This window comes from Curtobacterium sp. MEB011 (genome assembly GCF_030209655.1).
Lineage (GTDB): Bacteria > Actinomycetota > Actinomycetes > Actinomycetales > Microbacteriaceae > Curtobacterium > Curtobacterium poinsettiae.
In genome coordinates, this window is the sequence record NZ_JARVRN010000006.1 from 14867 (window position 1) to 37060 (window position 22194).

Here is a 22194-nt window from a genome sequence, read left to right on the forward strand (position 1 = left end):
GTCCACGGCCGTGTACGTCGTGCGCGGCCGAACCGTTCCGACAGGAGTCCCGGTGAGCTCACCGCGTCCCGCCGTCCGTCCCAGGTCGTTCCGCCGAGCGGCCGTCAGCGCCGCAGCCGGCGCCCTGACCGTCGCCACACTGCTGGCGTCCGCCGTCACCACGGCGCACGCCGCGACGTCCGACACCCGGCGGTCGCCGGCTGATCCGGGTGCTGCGGTTGCCGCACCGCAGGGACAGCCTGGAGGCTCGTCCCGCGTCGGTCCCGCCGCCGACGGCGTGCAGGTGGGTGCCGGCTCCTACGCGCCGGCCCCGCCCGACGAGATCACCGACATCGCGGACGTGCGGAAGACGCTCGACCAGGAGCTGTACATCGATCCGTCGAAGGCCGGCGAGCCGGTGCCCACGAACCAGTGGTGGACGGACCTGCTGGTCAGCAAGTACTCCGGCGACATGTGGGCGTACCCGTTCGTCTCGTCGAACAGTGCCGCCGGCACGAAGCTCACGATCCCGACGCGGTGGAACAGCGACGGCACGGCGATGCGTCTGGAGGCACCGGTGACGGTCGGCGGGACCGTCGAACCGAGCCCGGACGCGAGCGACCGCACCCTGGCGGACTTCGAGGACGGGCTGCCTGGCGGCTGGACCGCGACCGGTGACGCGTTCACGGCAACGGCCACGGGGACGGCCGCCGGGCAGAGCGCGGTCTCCGGGTGGCTCGGCGGACGCTTCCTGAACTCGTTCAGCGACGAGGACGGCGACGGCGCGACCGGCACCCTCACGTCGCCGGCGTTCACGATCGACCGTTCGACCCTGGCGTTCCTGGTCGGCGGTGGCCGGCACCCCGACCACGAAGCCGTGCAGCTGCTGGTCGACGGCGACGTCGTGGCGAGCAGCACCGGGACGGACAGCGAACAGCTGCGGTGGGACAGCTGGGACGTCTCCGCGCACCGGGGGCAGTCCGCGCAGCTGCGGATCGTGGACGACCTGCGCGCCGGGTGGGCACACGTCCTGGTCGACCAGGTCCTGCTCACCGACGCCCCGGACGGCCTCGCCGAGCGCTTCGCGACCACGTTCCGGGCGAAGCAGGCCGACGCGCTCCGCTGGGGTGACTGGAACGTCAGCTGGCGGATGCCGCAGGACGGCCCGGGCGGACAGTACATGGACGTCACGAGCGTGCAGGGTTCGCCGTACGAGTGGTTCGAGTTCCACGGCATGACCCCGCGCCTGACCCTGCAGGACGGCGCCGAGATCACCGACGGGGACGGCGAACCGCTCGACCTGCCGGTGACGACGGACCGGTTCGAGATCCGCCAGGACGGCCACGTCTTCGGGGTGCACGCCCCCGACGACACCACCTTCACCCGGGTCGGGAACACGCTGGAGGCCTCGTCGGGCACGCCCTACCTGGTGCTCAGTGCGGTGCCCGAGCAGGGGTTGTCCCTCGACGACCTGCACCGCACCGCGTTCGCGGTCCCCCGTGACACGACGATGACGTACGCGTACGACCCGGCGGCGGCGAACGTCCGTCAGCAGTGGTCGATCCGCACCGACACGCTGCAGGGCGACAGCCACGACACCGTCCAGGGCTGGCTGCAGCACCAGTACGCCGACGCCACCACGAACCTGCGCTTCACCGGCGCCACGTACGAGACCCCGCGCGGCACCATGCGGACCACCGTCGGCCACGGCGGCTGGACCCTGGACTACGCGTTCACGGGCATGACCCCGATCGGCGCCACACCCGAGGCGGTCGGCGACGACCCGTACTCCGAGCGCATCATGCGCGAGTACCTGCACGACTACGCCGCGAAGACGACGTACGGCGGGGACACCTACTGGGGCGGCAAGGACGTCCTGCAGCTCGCCGAGTACATGACGATCGCGCGGCAGATCGGTGCCACCGAGGACGCCCGGACGCTGCAGGACACCCTCGAGCGCGCCCTGACCGACTGGTACACGTACACGGACGGCGAGGCGGAGCACTTCTTCGCGATGTACCCGACGTGGAAGGCCCTGATCGGGTTCGCCGACTCGTACGGGTCCGCGCAGTTCAACGACAACCACTTCCACTACGGCTACTTCGCGGTCGCGACGGCGATGCTCGGCCGGGTCGACCACGCGTGGGCGGCGAAGTACCAGGGCATGGCGACGCTCGTCGCGAAGCAGTACGCGAACTGGGACCGCGACGACGCCCGGTTCCCGCACATGCGCACGTTCGGGGTCTGGGAGGGCCGGTCGAACGCCGGTGGTGTGTCGTCCCCCGGCGGCAACAACCAGGAGTCCTCGTCCGAGGCGATCCAGTCCGAGGCGGGGCTCTTCCTGCTCGGCTCGGTCCTGGGCGACGACGAGATGCAGGCCGCCGGTGCGGTGCAGTACGTCACCGAGCGGGCCGCCGTCCGCGCGTACTGGCAGAACGCCCGCGGCAACCCTGCCTCGGCGTCGTACGACGGCAACGGCGCGTTCCCGGACGAGTACGAGCACGGGCAGGCGGGGATCCTGTTCGACTCCGGGCAGGCCCACGCCACGTACTTCTCCGGCGACCCCGCCTGGATCTCCGGCATCCAGTGGATGCCGATCGCCCCGTGGTTCGACTACTTCGGCTGGGATCCCGGCTTCTCGAAGGCCCTGATGGCCGAGATGATGGCCGCCCGCCCGGAGTCCATCGGGCAGGCCGGGGTCACCGACGGCAACGCGGCACGCATCCAGATGCTCACGAAGAAGTGGTGGGGCGTCGGCAGCTACGGCGACGTGAAGATCACCCGTGACCGGCCGGCCGCGATCGGCGAGCTGCAGGACGCGATCCGCGCCGTCGAGACGAACCACCCCGGGTACGTCACCCGACGAACCGCAGCGAACCCCCTGTACGACCCGGCCACCGACACCCTGCTGGTGAGCGTGGACGACGACGGACGGGTGGTGTTCCCGGACCGGTACTGGACCCCGGAGAACCTGCCCGACTCGCTGGTGCCCGCCGAGCTCGACGGCCCCACCGCCGACCGGAGGCCCCAGGACTGGCCGACCCCGTCCCCGCTGATGCCGTTCCTGGTGGACGACTTCCGCGCCGACACCCGGACCATCGACCAGCTGTACGGCGTCGACCTCACCGACCACACGCCCGGCGAGGACACCGAGCACGCCGCACGGGTGTTCAGCGGCATGGGCGACGCGCTCGGCAACGTCGTCCTCGGGTTCCTCGGGCAGTACGACCCGGACACCTACGCCGACGTGCACGCCGCGCTGTGGAAGGCCGACGACCCGGCCGTGACCGGGCAGTCGATGGCCGGCCTTGTGTACCACCAGGCGATGTCGAACCGGACCGTCGGCACCGAGGTCACCGACCGGCACACCTCGGACCCGCTCAGCCAGGTGTTCCGCGCACCCGACGGCACGATCAGCTACGTGCTCGACAACCCCGACACCGTGCAGCACACGTACGACGTCTACGAGGGCGCCGAGGTGATCGGCCAGATCGCGGTCCCGGCGCAGACGCAGATCACCTCGCACCTGGACGCGCGGCTCACCGAGGTGGTCGTCAGCGCCCAGGGAGCCCCGAAGACGATCGTCCCCGGTGCGACCACGACCTTCACCGCCACCGGCTACGACCAGTACGGCGCCACCGTCGCGCTGGACGACGTCACCTGGTCGACCGACACCGGCACGATCAGCGCCGACGGCGTCCACCGTGCATCGGAGCGCGCGGAGCGGGCGACCGTCACCGCCACGATCGGCGGCGTGCACGGGTCGTACGCCTTCCGGGTCGCACCGGCACCGGTCCTCACCGGGTTCGACGTCACGCCCGGCTTCGACCGGCTCGTCGTCGGGACGCCACAGCGGTTCCGTGCCGCCGGCCACGACCAGTACGGCGACCCGGCGGCCCTGCCCGCCGACGTCACCTGGTCGTACACCGGTGCCGGAAGCGCCGGGAGCGACGGCACCGTGACGACCACAGCCGCGGGCTCCGGGTACGTCGTCGCGACCGGTGGCGGTGTCGAGGGCTCGGCGGTCGTCGCCTCGGTGACGTCGATCCCCGACGCCGCAGCGGGTGCCGACGTCGACGCGAGCTCCTCGGACGGCGGCAACGTCGCCGGGAAGGCCGTCGACGGGGACCGCAGCACCCGGTGGGAGAGCGCGCACGGTGTGGACGAGGTCGACTACACGATCGACCTCGGGCGGCTGACCGACGTCGACACCGTGCGGGTGGACTGGGAGAACGCGGCCGCCGCCCGGTACGTGCTGCAGGTCCGGGACACCGCCGACAGCCCCTGGCGCGACGTGCGGACCGTCGACAAGACCACCGCCGACGCGGACACGGTGCCCGTGGGCGAGACCGCCCGGTTCGTGCGCCTGCACCTGACCGACCGCCTCACCGGGTACGGGTACTCCATCTGGGAGGTGCACGTGTCCGGCACCCCGGCGGCCTCGACCGTCGACGTCGAGGACGTGCTCGTCGCACCACGCACCACGACCGTCCGCGCCGGTGACACGGTCCGGATGGCGGCCTACGGGTTCGACCACGACGGGTTCGGCGGGCGGCTCGCCGCGGACCGCCCGGAGTGGGCCGTCGACGGCGGCGGAAGTGTCGAACCGGACGGTGTCGTCACCGCAGCGGCCGAGGGCGGTGTGACCGCGACGGTCACGGCCACCGTGCCGGGAGCATCCGGGACGGCCACCGTCACGACCCTCGACGAGGCGACCGACGGTGACGACGACGGCGGAACGGCACCCGCCCGCTCTCGCGACGTGGCCGCCGGCAAGCCCGTCACCACCTCGTCGGACGAGCGCGGCGACCTGTCCGGCGGCAACGCGGTGGACGGCGACGCCCGGACCCGGTGGGCCAGCGCAGCACGCGACGGTGCGTGGTTGGCGGTCGACCTCGGGCAGGTCGTGCCGATCGACCAGGTGCAGCTCGACTGGGAGGCCGCGTGGGCCGAGGCCTACCGCGTCCAGGTCCGCGACGACGCCGACGCCCCCTGGCGGACCGTCGCGGAAGAAGCCCACGGGACCGGCGGCGAGGTGATCCACCGGCTGGAGGGCGACGACGTCACCGGCCGCTGGGTCCGGGTCGTCGCGGACCGCCGGCACACCGCGTTCGGCGTCTCCCTCTGGGCGCTCCGCGTCACCTCGACGCAGGGCGAACCGACGCCGGACCTGGCACGACGGGCGACCGTGTCGTCGTCGGCCGACGAGGGCGACGGCGTCCCCGCACGGAACGCCGTGGACGGCGACCCGGGATCGCGCTGGGCGAGCGGGCGCACCGACGACCAGTGGCTCGCCGTCGACCTCGGCGCACCGCAGCGCCTGCACGGAGCGGTGCTCCGGTGGGAGGACGCCTTCGGACGCTCCTACCGGATCGAGGCGCGGAACGCGGGCGACGACGGGTGGACGACGCTCGCCACCGAGACCGACGGTGACGGCGGGACCGACCGGCACGCCCTGGACGGCTCGTGGCGGTACGTCCGCGTGCACGGCGTCGAGCGGGCGACCCCGTACGGCTACTCGCTGTACGAGCTCGAGATCCGGTAGCGCTGACGCCCCGCTTCCCGCACACCTGTCCGGCGGCGACGTCGTCGCGAAGGCCTCCACGATCCGGACCACCTGACCGCCGTCCGCAGGTTCCGGCGTCCGACTCGGTCCGAGCGGTGGACGCGACCAACCGGCAGACTGGAGGCGCGGTGCCAGCTGGCACCGGGCCTCCAGTCCGCCTGTCGGCACGACTGAGTCGTTGCAGGATCGAGACACCGGTCCGGTCCGGCGTGCGGCATGGTTGAGTAACCGATCGCGGACAGGACGGAGCGCACGGTGGAACGCGTGCGGATCAACTGATGCCGCTCGGGGAATGTGTCGCGGAGCGACCGTGCGAGGATTCGTCAACCGCACTCCCGAGGGGAACGACCACCATGACCACAGCCCGCACACTCCACTGGGTCAGCACCGTGCTCCTCGCCGTGGGGTTCCTCGGCGTCGGTGCCCTGATGTACGAGGCGTTCTTCGGCCCCGAAGGCGGCGGGGCGAACATCGGCCTCGGCCTCGTCCTCATCCCGTGTCTCGGATCAGGCGTCGTCGGGCTCGCCCTCGGGGCAGCAGCCTTGGTCGCGACGTGGTGGGGCACCCGGGCCGAGCGCTCGCGTGCCGCGGCCCGGTGACACAGATGCCGGCCCAGTCCGCTTCGCGCCCGTGGACCCTGATCGCCGTCGTGGTGCTGGTGGGTTGGGCGCTGGTGACGGCACTGCTGTTCCCGGTCACGGGGATGGACGAGCACGAGGGGCCCGGCGACCAGGTCTGGCGGACGTCGTCGAGTGCACTCGGTGTGCCGCTCTCGCCCGAGTGGGACGTCCTCGTCTGGCTCGCCGCACTCACGCTGGTGCCGGTCGTCGTCGTCGGGCTCGCGTTCCTGCTGCGCCGCCGACGACCGCGCACCGCGCCCGTCAGTCCGTCGCCGGGTGGCCCTGCGCGTTGAGGTGTGCGCGGAGCACGTCACGGACGCTCGTCCACGACTGCACGCCGTAGCGGTCGTTGTCGACGTGGTGCAGCTCCGCCTGCCCGCTGAACATGCTCACGAAGTACTGCATCCCCTGCCACGCCGGGAACGTCTGGTCCGGGTTCTTCGACAGACGCCTACCGACGGCGCTCATCGCGGACAGCGTGCCGGTGGTGCCGGCCCACTGCAGCCGGAAGCGCTCCCCCGTCAGTTCGCCCATGGTGAGCGCGACGTCGCGGGCGGTGACCCGGTCGCCCGCCATCTCGATCACCCGCGGAGCATCGTCGTCCAGCGCGGCGAGCGCCGTGACCCGGGCGACGTCGTCCTTCGTGGTGAAGTCGAGCACCTGGTCCGCCGACGACCAGAACAGCACGAGCCGACGGCCGAACAGGATCATCGGGGCGTCACCGGTGAGCAGGTCCGTGAACATGCCCGTCAGGATCGAGGTCGCCTGCACCGGGGCGGCGTCGAGGTCGGCGGCGAACTCGCGTCGCAGCTCGAAATTGCGGTTCGTGCCGGGTGCGATCCGCCGGTAGTCGGCGGAGTAGTCGGACGGGATGAACCGCCGGACGCCCGCCGCCACGGTCGCCGCGAGCAGCGCGCGCTGGGCGTCGACGATCACCGGGCGGGTCCCGCTCACGGCGGAGACCACGACGTCGGATCCGCTGACGGCCCGGGTCAGGCCGTCGTGGTCGCTGTACTCGGCGGTGACGATGTCGACCCGGGGGTCGTCCCCGAAGCGCTCGTCGGCGGTCGTGCTGCCGGGCCGGGTGAGGACCCGCACCCGCACGTCGTGCTGGGTGAGTTCGCGGACGATGCGGTGCCCGAGGTCACCGGTGGCGCCGGCGACGAGGATGGTGGTGGTCATGGGCGGGGCCTCACTGCAGTGGTGGTCGACGTGGTCGTCGTGGTGCGCCGTCGGGATCGCTCCGGGACGGCGAGGGGGTGTTCGAACGAGGGGTCGGCGTGGTCGGGTCCGGCGGGGCCGAGCCCGGCGGTGAGGGCGACGCGGGCCAGCAGCCGGCGCAGCGTCGTCTGTTCGTCGTCGTCGAGGTGCCGCATGAGCACGCCCTCGGCGCTGCGCAGGGCGGACCGCGTCCGGGCGAGCAGGGCCCGGCCGGCGTCGGTGGGGTGGACCTGCCGCACCCGCCGGTCCGTCGGGGCGGGGCGGCGTTCGACGAACCCGCCCGTCTCGAGCGCGTCGACGATGTAGGTCATCTGCGTCTTGTCGATCCCGAGGCGCTGCGCGAGTCCGAGTTGCGACGACGGTTCCTCGGTGGTGGTCGCGACGAGCACCTGGTAGCCGCGGGGACCGCCCGGTACGTCGGCGACCGCTTCGCTGCCCAGCCGCGTGAAGCCCTGGAGCGCCAGCGGCAGCGCCCACCCGAGCTCGGATTCGATCCCCTCGGCACCCCAGTCGATCTCGGGGAGCGCATCGGTCGGCATCGGACTGTCCATGGCGAAGAACGTACCGCAACAAGATCGTCTTGTTCAAAGAACATCTGCGATCAGGACGGAGCGCATCACCCCGTTCACCATCGACGTCCCCCGGACAGAGCTCGACGACCTGCGCCGACGCCTGCTGGTCGAACACTGGTCGACGCGCGACGCCGGTACACCGACCTGGTGTTCTTCAACGAGGTCGCGCGCGGCGGGCACTTCGCGATGCTCGAACAGCCGGGCCTGCTCGTCGGCGACGTCCGTGCGACGTTCCGCGGGCTCCGGTGAAGGCCACCGACCGCACCACCAGGAACAGGGCGTAGCCGATCATCGCGGCGCCCAGCGTCGGCACGAGCCACGCGCGGGCGTCGCCGTCGACGGCGGTGTTCACGAAACCGAGTCCGGGGATCGAGTACCAGACCCGGCCCATGACCTGCGCGGCGACGACCCGCTCGGGGTCGACGGCTGCGTTGTTGTCACCCTTGAAGGTGAACAGGCGGCGACCGTCGGCACCGACGGCGATGGCGACGACCCGGTGCGAGATCACCCCGGGCCGGTCGACCCGGATCTGGTAGGTGACGATGTCGCCGACGCCGATGTCCGCGGGGTCCACCGGGCGGACGACCGCCAGGGTGCCCGGCGGCATCCCCGGCTCCATCGAGCTCGTCAGCACGGTGAGCGGCACCGACCCGGTGATCCGCGGCACCGCGATCGCCAGCGCGGCGATCCCCACCACGGCGATCAGGAGCAGGACCGCGACCGTCTGCCCCAGCAGCCGGAGTGCGCCCGACCAGCGGGTGACCGGCGCCTGCTCCCGCTCCGGCGGCGCGGACGTCACGACGTCGATCGCAACGAGAACAGCTGGAGGGCGGACGTGCTGCAGTCGGCGACGGTCATCGTGTTGGTGCTGCCGGACCCGTTCGACGCCGTCAGGCACAGGTCGTTCCGGTTGCGGAACCGGAAGAGCCCGCTGCCCGCGCCGACCGCTTCGGCCGTCCACTTCTGGGCGCTGATGTCGTTGACGGGACGGAGCACGGCGGACCGGTCGCTCGGGGCGTCCCAGTACAGCGACGAGTTCGACGGTGAGGTGACCCGGAGCCAGGACTCCTCGGGCGTGAACTGCCAGGTCTGGGTCGCGCTCGTCGTGCAGGACGTCGTGACGATCGGCGAGCCGGAGGCCGTCCCCCCGCTGGCGATGCACGTGCCGGTGGCGTCGTTCCGCAGGACGTAGCGGCTGGTGGCGGTGAGCCACCCGGTGGCGTGCTGGATGCCCGGCGACATCGGCGAGGCGTTGCCGCCCGTGCCCGTGGCGACCGAGCGCACGGTGTACGCGTAGTACTTCGAGACCAGCAGCCCGGTGTCGGTGAAGGACCGGACGGACGCCGGCACGACGCGGACCAGGACGCCGTCCCGGTACACGGCGTAGGAACCGATGCCGCTCGTGTCCGCGGGTGCTGCCCACGTGAGCGTGATGCTGCTGTCCGTCTCGGCGGTCTTCGACGGCACGGACGGTGTGACGGTGTCGGCGATGACCTGGGCCGCGCGGGCGTGCGCGGTGCCGGTCCAGGACCCTTGTCGGGCGGTGACGGTCGCGTCGAGCGTGGTCGCGCCTCCGGACAGGTCGAAGCGCTGCCCTTGACTGACCGACGTCCGCACACAGGTCGAACGGCTGACACCGGCAGCGAGGGTGGCGACCACAGGGGCGATCGTCGCGCCCGAACCGGTGATCGCAGCACTGGACGGAGCGCCGGAGCAGGGGTTGGCGTTGGTGGACTGCCAAATGTCGACCTGGACGGCGCTCGACAGGGCCGATCCGGCGGTCGCGGCGAGCGTCAACGTGGTGGCCGCGGGGACGGACCCCGAGTTCGACACCGTGACGAGCGCGGTGTGAGTCAGCGCGTCCGAGGAGTACGTGGTGGCGAGATCCTCGACACCGCGGATGCCGACCGAGACGGAGCCGGTCGTCGCGGCGGCCCGGACGGACTGCGCCGGGGCGGTCCAGGTCGCCCAGGCAGTCCCGCCGCCCGCGAGCTCGATCGCGACGACCGCGGCGGCCGTCGCTCCGAGCAGGAGCACTCGTCGACGTCGTGTGCTGTCGGTCATGATCCTGCCTGCGTCCCGCTGATGGTGGTGGTGAAGTCGGCGCTGAGGCCCTGCTGCGAGGCGGCCGCGTCCGCCGGCATCGCGACGGCGAGGCACAGGACGACGTCGGCCCCCGGCCGCAGGGTGATGCCTGCGGACCGCGGCGAGGTGGAGTCGAGGCTGCCGGACCACGTGGGGCGCACGCTGCCGGACCGGCACGCAGCCGCCGACGTCGCAGCGCCCACGGTCACCCGCAGGTCACTGCGCACGGCGGACGCCGAACCCGACGCCGTCGTCGTGCCGGCACGTCCCGTCGCGACACCGAGGTCGAGCGGGACGTCCCCGGTGTTCGTCGCGGTGACCACGCCGAACTCGGTGGCGCCCGGGTACAGCGGTGCAGACGGCAGCGTGAGGCTGCTCAGCGACAGGTCCGCCGAGCCGGCAGTGATCGTCGCCGGTTGAGTGGACGACCGGGCGCTGAGGAGTGCGAACGTGCCACCGTCGGTCGAGATCGCGACGACGGCCACGACCCCCACCGCGGCGACGGCGAGCAACGTCGCCGCCGGCCAGCCGGTCAGCGCAGCCCCACGGCGCCGGTGTTTCACGCCTGGGTCAGGGTCACGGCGATGGCGTCGAGGTCGACCGACCCGTTCTGCATGCCGTCCTCGACACCGGCGGTGGTGCTCTTCGGGAACGTGATGGTCACCCCGACGCGGACGTCCTGCTGCGAGCCGGTCTGCCCGGTCACCGTGTACGGCGCACCGGCACCGGAGACCCCGTCACCGCTCGCGGTGAGCACGGCGTTCGCCGACAGGTACTTCGCCAGCGCGACGTCGGCGGGGGCGGACGTCGAGGTGGCCTCGACCGAAGCCGGATCGACGGCCAGGGTCGCCTTCAAGCCCTTGCCGTTCGCGGTGACGACCATGTCCTGCGAGTAGGTGACGACGTCGCCCGGCACGATCGGGTAGCCGTCCAGGGTCGAGAGCGGCGACCCACCGTTGACGGTCCAGCTCGCCGCCTGCGTGGTCGGCTTGATCGCGAGCGCGCCGGCGACGATGTGGCCCCCGGCGGTCGCTGCGCTGGAGTTCCAGAGCGCGAACGTCCCGGCGCCTCCGAGCAGGAGTGCGACGCCAGCGGCGCCGATGATCGAGGCGGTGATGATCTTCTGCATGGTGTGCTCTCTACGACGTCGGACGTCGGATACGCGTCGACCATGTCCAGTCGAACAGCTCGATGAGCTGGTGGCAGCCGGCCCCTGGTGAGGGGGCGGCGCATCGACCGAGGGACGTGGTGCTCGACCTGCTGGGAGTGGCAGGTGCAGGAGACGAACCCTGCGAGCAGTGACCGGCCGACGGCCGACCTTGCTGCTGCGCTGAGTATGACATGACAACGACCCACGTGCCGAACTGCGCGGAGGCACAGGCGGACTGACAGCTTGACGGTCCCTCATGGATCGGCAACGGTCCGCCGCCCCTTGTCGGCAGGTTCAGATAGCGCTACTCTCCGATAGTGCGAATATCCGAACTTGCCCGAGCGTCGTCGACGCCGGTCACCGCCGTCAAGTACTACCAGCGCGAGGGCCTGCTGCCCCCTGGTGAGAAGTCCGCGCCGAACCAGACCGCCTACGACGACCGGCACGTCGAGCGGGTCCGGCTCGTCCGGGCACTCCTGGAGACCGGCGGGCTCTCCGTCGCCGTCGCGAAGCAGGTCCTCGCCGTGCTGGACGCCGAGACGGCACCGCTGGCCGAGGTCTTCGCCGTCGCCCAGTACGCGATGACCACCCCGCGGTCCCCCGAGTCCGCGGCGACGCCGGAGGCACGTGCCCGGATCGAGGAACGGGTGTCGGCCGCCGGCTGGTGCGCGACGTCGGACAACCCGGGACTCGAGACCGCGGCGCGGGCACTCGACGGGCTGCGCACCATCGGGTTCGACGCCCCGGACGACTACCTCGACGCCTACGTGTCGGCAGCGGCGAGCGCGGCACGTGCCGACGTCGCCGCGCTGCAGCACCGCGACGGCCGGACCGCGATGGCGGAGCTGATGGTGATCGGCACCGTCCTCGGTGATCCGCTCTTCGCGGGACTCCGGCGCCTGGCGCAGCAGGACGCCACCCACGACCTGTTCCCCGTCGCCGACACGGACGAGGCCGGCGCATGAGCGCGCCAGGCCGGATCGCCGCCGTGCGCCGAGCGGTGGCGTGGCACCCGGCACTCATGGCCGTGGCCGGCCTGATGGTCGTGGCCACCGCGGTCTGCGTCGTCGGCCTCGTCGTGGACCCCCGGACCATCCTGGGGGCACCGGCGTGGGCGAAGCCGCTGAAGTTCTCGCTGTCGATCCTGCTCTACGCCGTCACCTGGGCGTGGCTCATCGCCCACCTGCCGAAGTGGCGGACGCTCGCTCGGCGGCTCGGCACCGTGGTCGCCGTGGCCCTGGTGGTCGAACAGGCACTGATCGTGTGGGCCGCCGCGACCGGCACGACGAGCCACTTCAACGTGTCGAACAGCGTGCACGTGGTCGTGTGGGCGGTGATGGCGGTGGCGATCACGACGCTCTACCTCTGCACCTTCGTCACCTCGATCGCCCTGTTCTTCCTGCGCCTGCCGACCCCGGCGCTGACGATCGCCGTCCGTGCCGGTGCCGTCATCGCACTCGTCGGCATCGGGGTCGCCTTCCTGATGACCGGCCCGACCCCCACCCAGCTCACTGCTCCGGACGGGATCGTCGGCGCCCACACGGTGGGGATCGCGGACGGCGGCCCAGGGGTGCCGCTGCTCGGGTGGAGCACCGTCGCCGGTGACTACCGCGTCGCCCACTTCGTCGGCATGCACGCCCTGCAGGTACTCCCGCTGGTCGCGCTCGTGCTCGCCGCCGCCGGTCGGCGCCTGCTGTGGCTGGCAGACCAGACCACGCAGGTGCGGATCGTGGTCATCGTGGCGGTCGCGTGGGCAGCGGGCACCGTGCTCCTCACCGTGCAGGCCGCGGTCGGACAGTCGGTGGTCCACCCCAACGGCGTGGTGGCAACCGCGGCGTGGGCACTCGTGCTGCTCGCCGCGGCCGCGAGCGTGACCGTCCTGCTCCGCGCCCGCACCGCTCCGGTGGGGCGACTGCGCTGACGGGTCGCGGGCCGGACGACCCCACCGGTCGCCGGTCAGCGGGCCCGGAGCCCTCGGGAGACCAGGTCGGCGGCAGCACGGGCTTCCATCGCCCACCCGGGGCGATCGATCCCGGCCCCGATGCCGTGCAGCAGCATGAGCACCGTGCCGGAGGTGACGTCGGACCGGATGGCACCGTCGGCGGCCGCGCGCGCCAGCAGCTCGGCGAGCGTCCGCTCGAGCTCTCCCCCGCCTTCCGCCTGGGTGGTGGCGTCGACCACGGCTGCGAGGGTGCGCGCGAGCCCCGCGTGGTCGACCACGTACTCCACGAACCCGCGCAGGAAGTCGTCGAGGCTCTCGCCCGGGGGGAGCGTCGAGTCGCGAGCACGCCGGCACAGGACATCGACCTCGCCCCGGTACACCGCCGCCGACAGCGCTGCACGCGTCGGGAAGTGCCGGTAGAGGGTGCCGACCCCGACCCCGGCGCGTCCGGCGAAGTCGTCGAAGCGCAGCTGCTCGTCACGCTCGAACGCCGTCCGGGCAGCGGCGATGATCGCGTCGCGGTTCCGTCGGGCGTCAGCACGCATCGGCTTCTCGGCGGGCATCGGCTGCTCGTCCGGCACAGGCACTCCTTGACAAGTGGAAACGATCTCCATATCTTCCAAGTGGAGATCGTCTCCAGACTAGCGGACAGGTGCCTGATGCGGATCCTCATGCTCGGACGGGGCGTCATCGCGACGATCTACGGCCAGGCCCTCCAGCACTCCGGACACCACGTCGACCACCTGGTGCGGCCCGGGCGCGCGGCCGAGTACGGCGACACCGTGCAGACCGACGTCATCGACGGCCGCCGCGGCCCCCTGGGCCGGCGGACCCGGACGACGTCGCCGACGCGACTGGTCGAGTCGATCGAGACGGCGGACGCGTACGACCTCGTCGTCGTCAGCGTGGGGCACCATCGGCTGCAGGATGCCGTGAGCTCCCTGGCGCCCCACATCGGTGACGCGACGGTGCTGGTCCTCGGCAACGTGTGGGACGAACCACTCGCCGCGGTCGCACCGCTCGCCGCGGACCGGGTGCTGTTCGGGTTCCCGGGCGCCGGCGGCGGGTTCGACGCCGACGGGGTCCTGCACGGTGCCGTCCTCCGGTCGGTCCGGCTCGGGACGACCGGCACGGCTCCGGGCCGGCAGGAGCTCGTGCGGTCGGTGTTCCAGCGGGCCGGGTTCACCGTGCAGGACGAGGACGACATCCGCGGGTGGCTGTGGCTGCACGTCGTGCTCGACGCCGGCATGTTCGCGCAGGCCCTGCACAGCGGTGGTCTGGCGACGATGGTCGGGGATCGGCGGGCGCTCCGCGAGGCGTTCCGGATCGGGCGGGAACTCCTCCCGGTGCTGGAGGCGCGGGGCGTCGACCTCTCCCGACACCGCTCCACGACGCTGCCCGTCCGGCTGCCGGGGACGTCGGCAACGCTCGTCGCCGCGGGCACTGCGCTGGTCCCGATCGCGCGTGCGAGCCTCGCCGCGCACGACGACCCGACCGCCGCGGAACCCCTGGCGGTCCTCGAGGACGTCCGGCGGACCGCCGCCGCCCTGGGCATCCCGACCCCGCGCCTCGACCGGGCGGCGCGACGCGCCTGACGACGGGTGCGGGCGGTGGACGCGACCAGCAACGGCCTGGAGGCTCGGTGCCAGCTGGCACCGAGCCTCCAGTCCGGCACGGCGAGCGTTCCGGACCCGCCCGTTACGCTGTCCCCGTGTCAGAGCCGCGCCGCAGTCCGGGGAACCAAGCTTCACTGCGTGAAGCCAACCGGGGCCGGGTCGTCAGCGCGGTCAAGCGGCACGGCGGGCTGACCCAGGTCGAGCTCGCCGGGGTCACCGGACTCTCCCCCGCGACCGTGTCGAACATCGTCAAGGAGCTCGTCGCGACCGGCGCCCTGCACGCGACGCCGAGCACCTCGAGCGGCCGCCGGGCGCTCCGCGTGACCCTGCCGCACGGCCTCGGGCTGGTCGCCGGGGTGCACGTCTCACCGCGGCACCTACGGCTGGCGCTGTCGGACCTGAACGGCGCCGTGCTGGCCGAGCGGCACATGCCCCTGGCCCGCGACCACCGGGCCGATGCCGAGCTCGACAAGACCGCGCTGCTGGTGCTGGACATGGCGGAGTCCATCGAGTCGTCGATGGACGAGGTGCTCGCCGTCGGCCTCGCCGTGGCCGCCCCGATCGACGCCCGCACCGGGATGACGGCGCGCGGCGGGATCCTGCGCGGCTGGGACGGCATCGCACTCGGCCAGTCACTCGCCCGGCGGATGGACAAGCCCGTGCAGGTCGACAACTCGGCCAACCTCGCCGCCCTGGCCGAACACCGGAGCGGCGCCGCCCGGGGTCGCGACACCGTCGTGACGCTCGACGTCGGCAACGGCATCGGCGCCGGACTCGTGCTGGGCGGGCACCTGTTCCGCGGGCACCACGGCATCGCCGGCGAGTTCGGGCACACCCCCGTCCTGCCGAACGGGCCGCTGTGCCGGTGCGGCAACCGCGGGTGCCTCGAGGCGATCGCCGGAGCACCCGCCGTGCTCGAGGGCGTGCGCGACGAGGTCGGCACCCTCAAGCTGGCGGACCTGATCCTGCGCGCCATGGCCGGTGACCAGGTCTGCATGCGCGCCGTCGCCGAGGCCGGGCGGGCGATCGGTTCGGCGGCGGTGGGCCTGTGCAACGTCCTCGACCCCGAGCGGGTCGTCGTCACCGGCGAGTTCGCCCGTGCCGGGGAGCTGCTGCTCGGCCCGATGCGGCACGCCCTCGAGTCGTCGTTGATCGTCGACGTCGACGGCACCCCGGACGTGGTGCAGGGACAGCTCGGCGAGAAGGCCTCGGTGACCGGCGCGCTGGCCCTGGCGATCGAGGCCGTGGACGTGACGCGCGCACGCTAGGCGGACCCGCGCCGGGGCGTGCCGGCCGGGGCGCTCCGTGTTGCACCGGCCGCACCGCTCCGCGCCCACCGGATAACGTTTTCGTCACGGCACGCGGTCCTTGCGTTCAACTCTTGCAGCCAAGAACGCTCACTGTCACACTCAGGGCACCGCCGATGGGGGCGGTCCACTGTTGGAGGACGTTTCAATGAAGAAATCCACCACACGAGCGATGCTGGGCGTCAGCGCCCTGCTGCTCGCGATCACCACCCTGGCGGGCTGTTCCAACGGCGCGGACGCCGGGACCGGTTCCGGCGGAGGCGGCGGAGACGCGTCGAAGGCCAAGATCGGCCTGCTCCTGCCCGACTCCGTCACCGCCCGGTACGCCAGCGCCGACCGCCCGCTCTTCACCGCCGAGGTGAAGAAGCAGTGCAGCGGCTGCTCCGTCATCTACGCGAACGCCGACGGCGACGCGTCGAAGCAGCTGCAGCAGGCCCAGTCGATGCTCACGCAGGGCGTCAAGGTCCTGGTCCTCGACCCGTTCGACGGCGAGGCCGCTGCGTCCATCGTCCAGCAGGCGAAGGCCAAGAAGGTGCCGGTCATCTCGTACGACCGACTCATCAACAGCCCCGACCTGAGCTACTACATCTCGTTCGACAACGAGAAGGTCGGTGAGCTGCAGGGGCAGGCCCTGGTCGACGCCCTCAAGGCCAAGAAGGTCCCCGAGGGCTCGGGCATCATCATGGTGAACGGCTCCCCGACCGACAACAACGCCTCGCAGTTCAAGAAGGGCGCCCACTCGGTCATCGACGACAGCGGCTACAAGGTGCTCGCCGAGTACGACACCCCCGGATGGGACCCCGCCAAGGCGCAGGACTGGGCAGCCGGCCAGATCAGCAAGCTCGGCAAGGACAAGATCACGGGCGTCTACGCGGCGAACGACGACACCGGCGGCGGTGTCATCGCGGCCCTGAAGTCGGCCGGCGTCACCGAGCTCCCGCCCGTCACCGGGCAGGACGCCTCGCTCGCGGGCATCCAGCGGATCCTCGCCGGTGAGCAGTACATGACCGTCTACAAGGCCTTCAAGCCCGAGGCGTCGAAGGCCGCCGACCTGGCGATCCAGTTCGCCAAGGGTGAGACCCCGAAGGGCGACACGACCGTCGACACCGCCGGCGGCGCCAGCGTCCAGTCGACGCTGCTCGACCCGGTCGCCGTCACCACGGACAACGTCGAGTCGACGGTCGTCAAGGACGGCCTGTACGAGGTGTCGAAGATCTGCACCGCGCAGTACAAGTCGGCCTGCGACAGCGCCGGTATCAAGTAGGTCCGACCCCCCTCTGCCCGCCCGGCCCGACTGCGGACCGGGCGGGCCTCACCGATCGAGGACGACACCCGTGAGCACGACACCCGTGAGCAACGCGTCACCAGCAGCACACCCCTCCGCCGAACCGGTGATGTCCCTGCGCGGGATCACCAAGCGGTTCGGCGCCGTCCAGGCCCTCAGCGACATCGACTTCGACGTCTACCCGGGCGAGGTGGTCGCCATCGTCGGCGACAACGGCGCCGGCAAGTCGACGTTCGTGAAGATCCTCGCCGGGGTCTACACGCCGGACGGCGGCACGATCACGTTCGGCGGCGACGAGGTCACCGTCCCGAACCCCGCGGCGGCCCAGACCCTCGGCATCGCGACGGTGTTCCAGGACCTCGCCCTCGCCGACAACCTCGACGTGGTCTCGAACCTGTTCCTCGGCCGCGAGATCGCCCACCCGTTCCTCGACGAAGAGGAGATGGAGCGCCGCTCGTGGGAGCTCCTGCAGCAGCTCGCGGCCCGGATCCCGTCGGTGCGGATCCCCATCGCGTCGCTGTCCGGTGGGCAGCGGCAGACCGTGGCGATCGCCCGTTCACTGATCGGCGACCCGCAGGTGGTCGTCCTCGACGAGCCCACGGCCGCACTCGGTGTCGCGCAGACCGCCGAGGTCCTGAACCTCGTCGAACGCCTGCGCGAGCGCGGCCTCGGCGTCGTGCTCATCAGCCACAACCTCGCGGACGTGCAGGCCGTCGCCGACCGGGTCGCGGTCCTGCGGCTCGGGCGCAACAACGGCACGTTCCGCATCGACGACGTCTCCTACGAGGAGATCATCGCGGCCATCACCGGCGCCACCGACAACGCCGTCACCCGTCGCGCCGCCGCCCGGACCGAGCAGGAGACCAGCGCATGAGCAAGACCGACGAGACCCTCACCGCGGCGACCCCGACCCCCTCGGCGGCCGACCTGCAGGACGAGCGGCTCCTGCGCGACCAGGGGATCGGCGGCGCGGCGAAGGCGTTCGTCCGGCGGGTCCGCGGCGGTGACATCGGCTCGCTGCCGGTGGTCGTCGGGCTCATCGTCATCTGGGCGGTGTTCCAGGCGCTCTCCCCCGACTTCCTGTCCCCGGGCAACCTGGTCAACCTCGCCCTGCAGTGCGCCGCGGTCGGCACCATCGCGATCGGCATCGTCCTCGTGCTGCTGCTCGGCGAGATCGACCTGTCCGTCGGCAGCGTCAGCGGGCTCTCCGCCGCGATCCTCGGTCAGGGCCTCACGACGCTCGGCTGGCCGCTGTGGCTCGTGATCACCGTCGCCCTGGCCGTCGGCGCCGCCGCGGGCCTGCTCTACGGCCTGCTGTTCACCCGCTTCGGGGTGCCGAGCTTCGTCATCACGCTCGCCGGTCTGCTCGGGTTCCTCGGGCTGCAGCTGCTCATCCTCGGCCCGAACGGCTCGATCAACCTGCCGTACGACTCGCCGATCGTGCAGTTCGCCTCTGCGTCGTACCTGCCGCCGTGGCTCGCCTACCTGCTCGCCGTCCTGGCCGCCGGAGGACTCTTCTTCACCGAGATCCGCCGCGCTGCCCGTCGCCGTCGCGCCGGACTGTCGACCGGGGCGGTGTCCCTGACGATCGTGAAGTCCGTCGCCCTGTTCCTCGGCCTGGCGCTGATGGTCTGGTACCTGTCACGCGACTTCGGCACCGGCACCTCGTTCGTGTTCTTCATCGTGCTGGTCGTGCTGATGAACTTCGTGCTCAAGCGCACCCGCTGGGGCCGTTCGGTCTTCGCGGTCGGCGGCAACGTCGAGGCTGCACGGCGCTCCGGCATCCGGGTGAACCGCATCTACATCTCGGTCTTCATGCTGACCTCGCTCTTCGCCACCGTCGGCGGCATCCTCGCCGCCGCCCGCCTCAACTCGGCGAGCCTGTCGTCCGGTGCCGGCGACACGAACCTCAACGCGATCGCCGCCGCGGTCATCGGCGGGACCAGCCTGTTCGGCGGCCGCGGCAGCGCCTGGTCGGCCCTGCTCGGCATCATCGTGATCCAGTCGATCTCGAACGGCCTCACCCTGCTGAGCCTCGACTCGTCGATCCGCTACATGATCACCGGCGCGGTCCTGCTGCTGGCCGTCATCATCGACTCGCTCTCACGGCGCAGCCGCGCCAGTCATGGCGCGGCCTGAGCGGGGCCCTGGACCCCGCCACGTCGGCGGACAGGAGGCACGGCGCCAGCTGGCACCGTGCCTCCCGTCCGTCGTCCCTGACAGTTCACTGCCGTACTTGGCCATCTGGCCAAGTCCGGCGGTACGGTCGGTCCATGACCCTCCACCAAGAGCACCGCAGCATCGAGGAACGGCGGCAGCAACTCGTCGACGCCGCGATCGCCGTCCTGCGCGACGGCGGGATCGCCGCGCTCACCACGCGCGCCGTCACCACGGCCGCCGGACTGCCGCACGGCGCGTTCCACTACTGCTTCGCCTCGAAGTCGGCGCTGTTCCGGGCGGTGCTCGAACGACAGCTGCGGGGCGCGATGGCGGCCGCGTTCGCGACGCCGACCACACGGCTCGTTCCACGGGCGCGGATCGCCGCGGGCCTGGCGGCGCACCTCGGGCAGACCAAGAGCGACCCGGCGACCGCACTCGCCCTCGTCGAACTCGTCACGCACTCCCGTCGCGATGCCGACCTGGCAGAGCTCGCCGTGTGGGAACAGGGGGCGTACCTCGAAGCCGTCCGCGCGCACGTCGACGCCTGGTCGAGCGAGGACGGGATCACGTGGGCGGTACCCGTCGAGCAGGTCGCACGCCTGCTCATCGCGACCGCCGACGGCGTCAGCGGGTCGTGGCTCGCCGATCGTGACGACACCGCCGCTTCCGAGACCGTCGCCACGGCGGCTCGGGCGATCGCCAGCCTCGTCGGCGGCGGTGCCTCGTGAAGTGGCTCTTCCTCGGGACAGCGATCGTCGCCGAGGTCACGGGAGCCCTGTCGATGCAGGCGGCCGTCGAGCAACCCGCCTGGTACGCCGTCGTCGCCGTCGGGTACGTCACCGCCTTCGTCATGCTCATCCGGGTGCTCCGGAGCGGCATGGCCGTCGGGGTCGCCTACGGCATCTGGGGCGCGTCCGGGGTCGCGCTGACCGCGGTGCTCGCCGCCGTCCTGTTCGGGCAGGCCCTGACGCTCACGATGATCATCGGGATCGCGCTCATCGCGGTGGGCGTGCTCCTGGTCGAGATCGGGTCCCAGCGGGCGCTGGCACGTCGCGAGCAGGAGGCCCGCTGATGGGGTGGGTCCTGCTCGCGATCGCGATCGTCACCGAGGTCGGCGCGACGATCAGCCTCAAGCTCGCGACGGACGGGAAACGCGTCTGGTACGTCGCCGTCGTCGCGGGGTACCTGACCGCGTTCAGCCTGCTCGCGGTCGCGTTGACGCTCGGCCTGCCGATCGGGGTGGCCTACGGCATCTGGGCCGCGACCGGCGTCGCCCTGACCGCCGTCCTCGGACGAGTGCTCTTCCGCGAACCGCTCACGGCGCTCATGCTCGGCGGGATCGCGCTGATCATCGTCGGCGTGCTCCTCGTCGAGCTCGGGCACTGAGCGCCGTGCCAATTTCGCCTGGTGCGAGGTTGCACGCGTGGTGCGACCCTGATGCCTCGCACCACGTGTGCAACCTCGCACCGACTGACCGCCGTCCTCGGACGCGTACTCTTCCGCGAACCACTCACGGCGCTCATGCTCGGCGGGATCACGCTGATCATCGCCGGCGTGCTCCTCGTCGAACTCGGGCACTGAGCGCCGTGCAGGGGCCCGCCGCCGTCACTTGCTCTTCGAGCCAGAGGTCCCCGGCAGGCTGAGGATGTTGTCCGTGCCCTGCGGCACGACGATCAGCGAGCCGTTGTCGCCGGCGCTCTTGAGGGCCTCGATCTCGCGCTGCTTGAGGGCGGCGTCCGACAGCGGGTGCTCGTTGAGGACCTCGTTCGCGTCGGCCTGCCCCTGCGCCTCGGCGACCTGCTGCTGCGCCTGCACCTTCTTGGCGTCCAGGAGCGCGCGCTCCTTCGTGACCTGGATCTGCGCCTGCTGCGCGGTGGCGTAGGCATCGATGACCGACTTCGGCGGCGTGATCTCCTGGAGCGCGAAGTTGTCGACGTGCACGCCGGAGCCCTTCCACCGGGCCTCGAGCGCCTGGATCATCGCCTTCTCGACCGTGCCGCGCTTGGTGATGAGCTCGATCGTCGTGAAGTCGTTCGGGACCTGGCGGACGACGCTGCGCACCGAGTTGCCGATGAACTGCGTCTTGAAGTTCTCCTCGGTCTTGTAGGACCGGTAGATGTCGGTGACCGACTTCGCGTCGATGCTGTACTGCAGGTTCAGGCTGACGTTCGACGAGACGCCGTCCTGGTCCTGCACCGTGACGTACGGGCCGGAGCGGACGTTGCCGTTGTTGTCCGAGTCGGAACCGTTGACCGCGTTGATGTAGGTGACGGTCTGGTTCCGGATGTTGAACGTGTGCAGCGTGGCCCACGGCGCCTTGAAGTGGAACCCGGAGTCCGTGGTCTGCCCGACGATGTTGCCGGAGATGTCGACCTGGACCTTCGACTCACCGGTGTCCTGCGCGTACAGGGTGCTGCCGAGCTTGAGTCCGACGAACAGGACCCCGGCGGCGGCGGCGGTCCACGCGGCGATGAGGTTCGGGCGGCGCGTGGTGACGGCGGGACGCGCCTCGCGACCGGGTGTGGCGGGGCGCGCGGCGGTGGAGTAGGTGCGTGTTCGGAAGAAGAGCGCAACGAGCGCGATGACGAGGAAGACGATGGCGGCGACGAACATGACGATCACTCCTGGATGCTGGTCCGTCGAGTCTGCCGTACGCGGAGGGGTGCGGGTGACGCGGGTGCGCGTGGTGGC

The 22194-nt window shown here is 71.7% G+C and carries 22 protein-coding genes; 14 read left to right on the forward strand and 8 right to left on the reverse strand.

What is annotated here, in order from left to right; all coding sequences use genetic code 11:
- Positions 1–52: 52 nt before the first annotated feature.
- The 3 genes from QRN30_RS07305 (at position 53) to QRN30_RS07315 (ending at position 6458) form a co-directional block, all read left to right on the forward strand.
- The gene (locus QRN30_RS07305) at positions 53–5524 is read left to right on the forward strand and encodes a discoidin domain-containing protein (RefSeq protein ID WP_284760754.1); all 5472 of its coding nucleotides are present in this window, start codon (positions 53–55) and stop codon (positions 5522–5524) included.
- Between the two features lie 374 nt (positions 5525–5898).
- Positions 5899–6144: a hypothetical protein gene (locus QRN30_RS07310; RefSeq protein ID WP_284760756.1), complete on the forward strand. Its 246-nt coding sequence runs from the start codon at positions 5899–5901 to the stop codon at positions 6142–6144.
- A gap of 5 nt (positions 6145–6149) precedes the next feature.
- Positions 6150–6458 carry a hypothetical protein gene (locus QRN30_RS07315; RefSeq protein ID WP_042540463.1) on the forward strand — a complete coding sequence of 103 codons (309 nt, stop codon included), beginning with the start codon at positions 6150–6152 and terminating at the stop codon, positions 6456–6458.
- Here QRN30_RS07315 and QRN30_RS07320 read toward each other — a convergent pair.
- The 6 genes from QRN30_RS07320 to QRN30_RS07345 all read right to left on the reverse strand — a co-directional run bounded on the left by QRN30_RS07320 (position 6427) and on the right by QRN30_RS07345 (position 11172).
- Entirely contained in the window at positions 6427–7347 is a 921-nt protein-coding gene (locus tag QRN30_RS07320; RefSeq protein ID WP_284760757.1) for an NmrA family NAD(P)-binding protein, read from the reverse strand. The two genes, QRN30_RS07315 and QRN30_RS07320, sit on opposite strands and share 32 nt — an antisense overlap.
- Entirely contained in the window at positions 7344–7937 is a 594-nt protein-coding gene (locus QRN30_RS07325) for a MarR family winged helix-turn-helix transcriptional regulator (RefSeq protein ID WP_042540505.1), read from the reverse strand. The genes QRN30_RS07320 and QRN30_RS07325 overlap by 4 nt, the downstream gene beginning before the upstream one ends.
- Positions 7938–8112: 175 nt before the next feature.
- Positions 8113–8757: a signal peptidase I gene (locus tag QRN30_RS07330; protein WP_284760759.1), complete on the reverse strand. Its 645-nt coding sequence runs from the start codon at positions 8755–8757 to the stop codon at positions 8113–8115.
- Entirely contained in the window at positions 8754–10022 is a 1269-nt protein-coding gene (locus tag QRN30_RS07335) for a ricin-type beta-trefoil lectin domain protein (RefSeq protein WP_284760760.1), read from the reverse strand. Before QRN30_RS07335 ends, QRN30_RS07330 begins: the two co-directional genes overlap by 4 nt.
- Positions 10019–10606, reverse strand: a complete 588-nt coding sequence (locus tag QRN30_RS07340) for a hypothetical protein (RefSeq protein WP_017886943.1) — start codon at positions 10604–10606, stop codon at positions 10019–10021. The genes QRN30_RS07335 and QRN30_RS07340 overlap by 4 nt, the downstream gene beginning before the upstream one ends.
- The gene (locus QRN30_RS07345) at positions 10603–11172 is read right to left on the reverse strand and encodes an alternate-type signal peptide domain-containing protein (protein WP_017886942.1); all 570 of its coding nucleotides are present in this window, start codon (positions 11170–11172) and stop codon (positions 10603–10605) included. The genes QRN30_RS07340 and QRN30_RS07345 overlap by 4 nt, the downstream gene beginning before the upstream one ends.
- Positions 11173–11510: 338 nt before the next feature.
- On the opposite strand from QRN30_RS07345, the gene QRN30_RS07350 reads away from it, so the two are divergent.
- Together QRN30_RS07350 and QRN30_RS07355 are read left to right on the forward strand one after the other, a co-directional pair.
- Positions 11511–12158 carry a MerR family transcriptional regulator gene (locus tag QRN30_RS07350; RefSeq protein ID WP_017886941.1) on the forward strand — a complete coding sequence of 216 codons (648 nt, stop codon included), beginning with the start codon at positions 11511–11513 and terminating at the stop codon, positions 12156–12158.
- Positions 12155–13114, forward strand: coding sequence for a hypothetical protein (locus QRN30_RS07355; RefSeq protein WP_017886940.1), 960 nt, complete (start codon positions 12155–12157; stop codon positions 13112–13114). The genes QRN30_RS07350 and QRN30_RS07355 overlap by 4 nt, the downstream gene beginning before the upstream one ends.
- 35 nt (positions 13115–13149) lie before the next feature.
- Here the strand turns inward: QRN30_RS07355 and QRN30_RS07360 are convergent, their stop codons facing one another.
- Complete coding sequence (locus QRN30_RS07360) at positions 13150–13716, reverse strand: TetR/AcrR family transcriptional regulator (RefSeq protein ID WP_262118572.1); 567 nt, start codon at positions 13714–13716, stop codon at positions 13150–13152.
- 78 nt (positions 13717–13794) lie between these two features.
- Between QRN30_RS07360 and QRN30_RS07365 the strand changes: the two genes are divergently transcribed.
- The 9 genes from QRN30_RS07365 to QRN30_RS07405 all read left to right on the forward strand — a co-directional run bounded on the left by QRN30_RS07365 (position 13795) and on the right by QRN30_RS07405 (position 21084).
- Entirely contained in the window at positions 13795–14730 is a 936-nt protein-coding gene (locus QRN30_RS07365) for a ketopantoate reductase family protein (RefSeq protein WP_284760763.1), read from the forward strand.
- 116 nt (positions 14731–14846) lie between these two features.
- A complete protein-coding gene (locus QRN30_RS07370; protein ID WP_056071133.1) occupies positions 14847–16019 on the forward strand; it encodes an ROK family transcriptional regulator in 1173 nt (390 codons plus the stop codon).
- A gap of 187 nt (positions 16020–16206) precedes the next feature.
- Entirely contained in the window at positions 16207–17322 is a 1116-nt protein-coding gene (locus QRN30_RS07375) for a sugar ABC transporter substrate-binding protein (protein ID WP_042540478.1), read from the forward strand.
- Between the two features lie 130 nt (positions 17323–17452).
- On the forward strand, positions 17453–18217 hold the full coding sequence (locus QRN30_RS07380; protein WP_111038920.1) for an ATP-binding cassette domain-containing protein: 765 nt from the start codon (positions 17453–17455) through the stop codon (positions 18215–18217).
- Entirely contained in the window at positions 18214–19482 is a 1269-nt protein-coding gene (locus tag QRN30_RS07385; protein WP_056071139.1) for a sugar ABC transporter permease, read from the forward strand. Before QRN30_RS07380 ends, QRN30_RS07385 begins: the two co-directional genes overlap by 4 nt.
- Before the next feature lie 134 nt (positions 19483–19616).
- The gene (locus QRN30_RS07390; protein ID WP_284760765.1) at positions 19617–20231 is read left to right on the forward strand and encodes a TetR/AcrR family transcriptional regulator; all 615 of its coding nucleotides are present in this window, start codon (positions 19617–19619) and stop codon (positions 20229–20231) included.
- A complete protein-coding gene (locus QRN30_RS07395) occupies positions 20228–20575 on the forward strand; it encodes a DMT family transporter (protein ID WP_111024483.1) in 348 nt (115 codons plus the stop codon). Before QRN30_RS07390 ends, QRN30_RS07395 begins: the two co-directional genes overlap by 4 nt.
- Complete coding sequence (locus tag QRN30_RS07400) at positions 20575–20889, forward strand: DMT family transporter (protein WP_194590128.1); 315 nt, start codon at positions 20575–20577, stop codon at positions 20887–20889. Before QRN30_RS07395 ends, QRN30_RS07400 begins: the two co-directional genes overlap by 1 nt.
- 51 nt (positions 20890–20940) lie before the next feature.
- Entirely contained in the window at positions 20941–21084 is a 144-nt protein-coding gene (locus tag QRN30_RS07405) for a hypothetical protein (protein WP_502869532.1), read from the forward strand.
- 24 nt (positions 21085–21108) lie between these two features.
- Here the strand turns inward: QRN30_RS07405 and QRN30_RS07410 are convergent, their stop codons facing one another.
- Positions 21109–22116, reverse strand: coding sequence for an SPFH domain-containing protein (locus QRN30_RS07410; protein WP_284760955.1), 1008 nt, complete (start codon positions 22114–22116; stop codon positions 21109–21111).
- Positions 22117–22194: the final 78 nt, after the last annotated feature.

Coding starts and splice junctions, on each gene's coding strand:
- QRN30_RS07345 (WP_017886942.1), bottom strand. CDS start 11,172: ATGCAGAAGATCATCACCGCCTCGATCATCGGCGCCGCTGGCGTCGCA.
- QRN30_RS07310 (WP_284760756.1), top strand. CDS start 5,899: ATGACCACAGCCCGCACACTCCACTGGGTCAGCACCGTGCTCCTCGCC.
- QRN30_RS07405 (WP_502869532.1), top strand. CDS start 20,941: ATGCCTCGCACCACGTGTGCAACCTCGCACCGACTGACCGCCGTCCTC.
- QRN30_RS07380 (WP_111038920.1), top strand. CDS start 17,453: ATGTCCCTGCGCGGGATCACCAAGCGGTTCGGCGCCGTCCAGGCCCTC.
- QRN30_RS07315 (WP_042540463.1), top strand. CDS start 6,150: ATGCCGGCCCAGTCCGCTTCGCGCCCGTGGACCCTGATCGCCGTCGTG.
- QRN30_RS07375 (WP_042540478.1), top strand. CDS start 16,207: ATGAAGAAATCCACCACACGAGCGATGCTGGGCGTCAGCGCCCTGCTG.
- QRN30_RS07325 (WP_042540505.1), bottom strand. CDS start 7,937: ATGGACAGTCCGATGCCGACCGATGCGCTCCCCGAGATCGACTGGGGT.
- QRN30_RS07400 (WP_194590128.1), top strand. CDS start 20,575: ATGGGGTGGGTCCTGCTCGCGATCGCGATCGTCACCGAGGTCGGCGCG.
- QRN30_RS07365 (WP_284760763.1), top strand. CDS start 13,795: ATGCGGATCCTCATGCTCGGACGGGGCGTCATCGCGACGATCTACGGC.
- QRN30_RS07390 (WP_284760765.1), top strand. CDS start 19,617: ATGACCCTCCACCAAGAGCACCGCAGCATCGAGGAACGGCGGCAGCAA.
- QRN30_RS07410 (WP_284760955.1), bottom strand. CDS start 22,116: ATGTTCGTCGCCGCCATCGTCTTCCTCGTCATCGCGCTCGTTGCGCTC.
- QRN30_RS07385 (WP_056071139.1), top strand. CDS start 18,214: ATGAGCAAGACCGACGAGACCCTCACCGCGGCGACCCCGACCCCCTCG.
- QRN30_RS07355 (WP_017886940.1), top strand. CDS start 12,155: ATGAGCGCGCCAGGCCGGATCGCCGCCGTGCGCCGAGCGGTGGCGTGG.
- QRN30_RS07320 (WP_284760757.1), bottom strand. CDS start 7,347: ATGACCACCACCATCCTCGTCGCCGGCGCCACCGGTGACCTCGGGCAC.
- QRN30_RS07335 (WP_284760760.1), bottom strand. CDS start 10,022: ATGACCGACAGCACACGACGTCGACGAGTGCTCCTGCTCGGAGCGACG.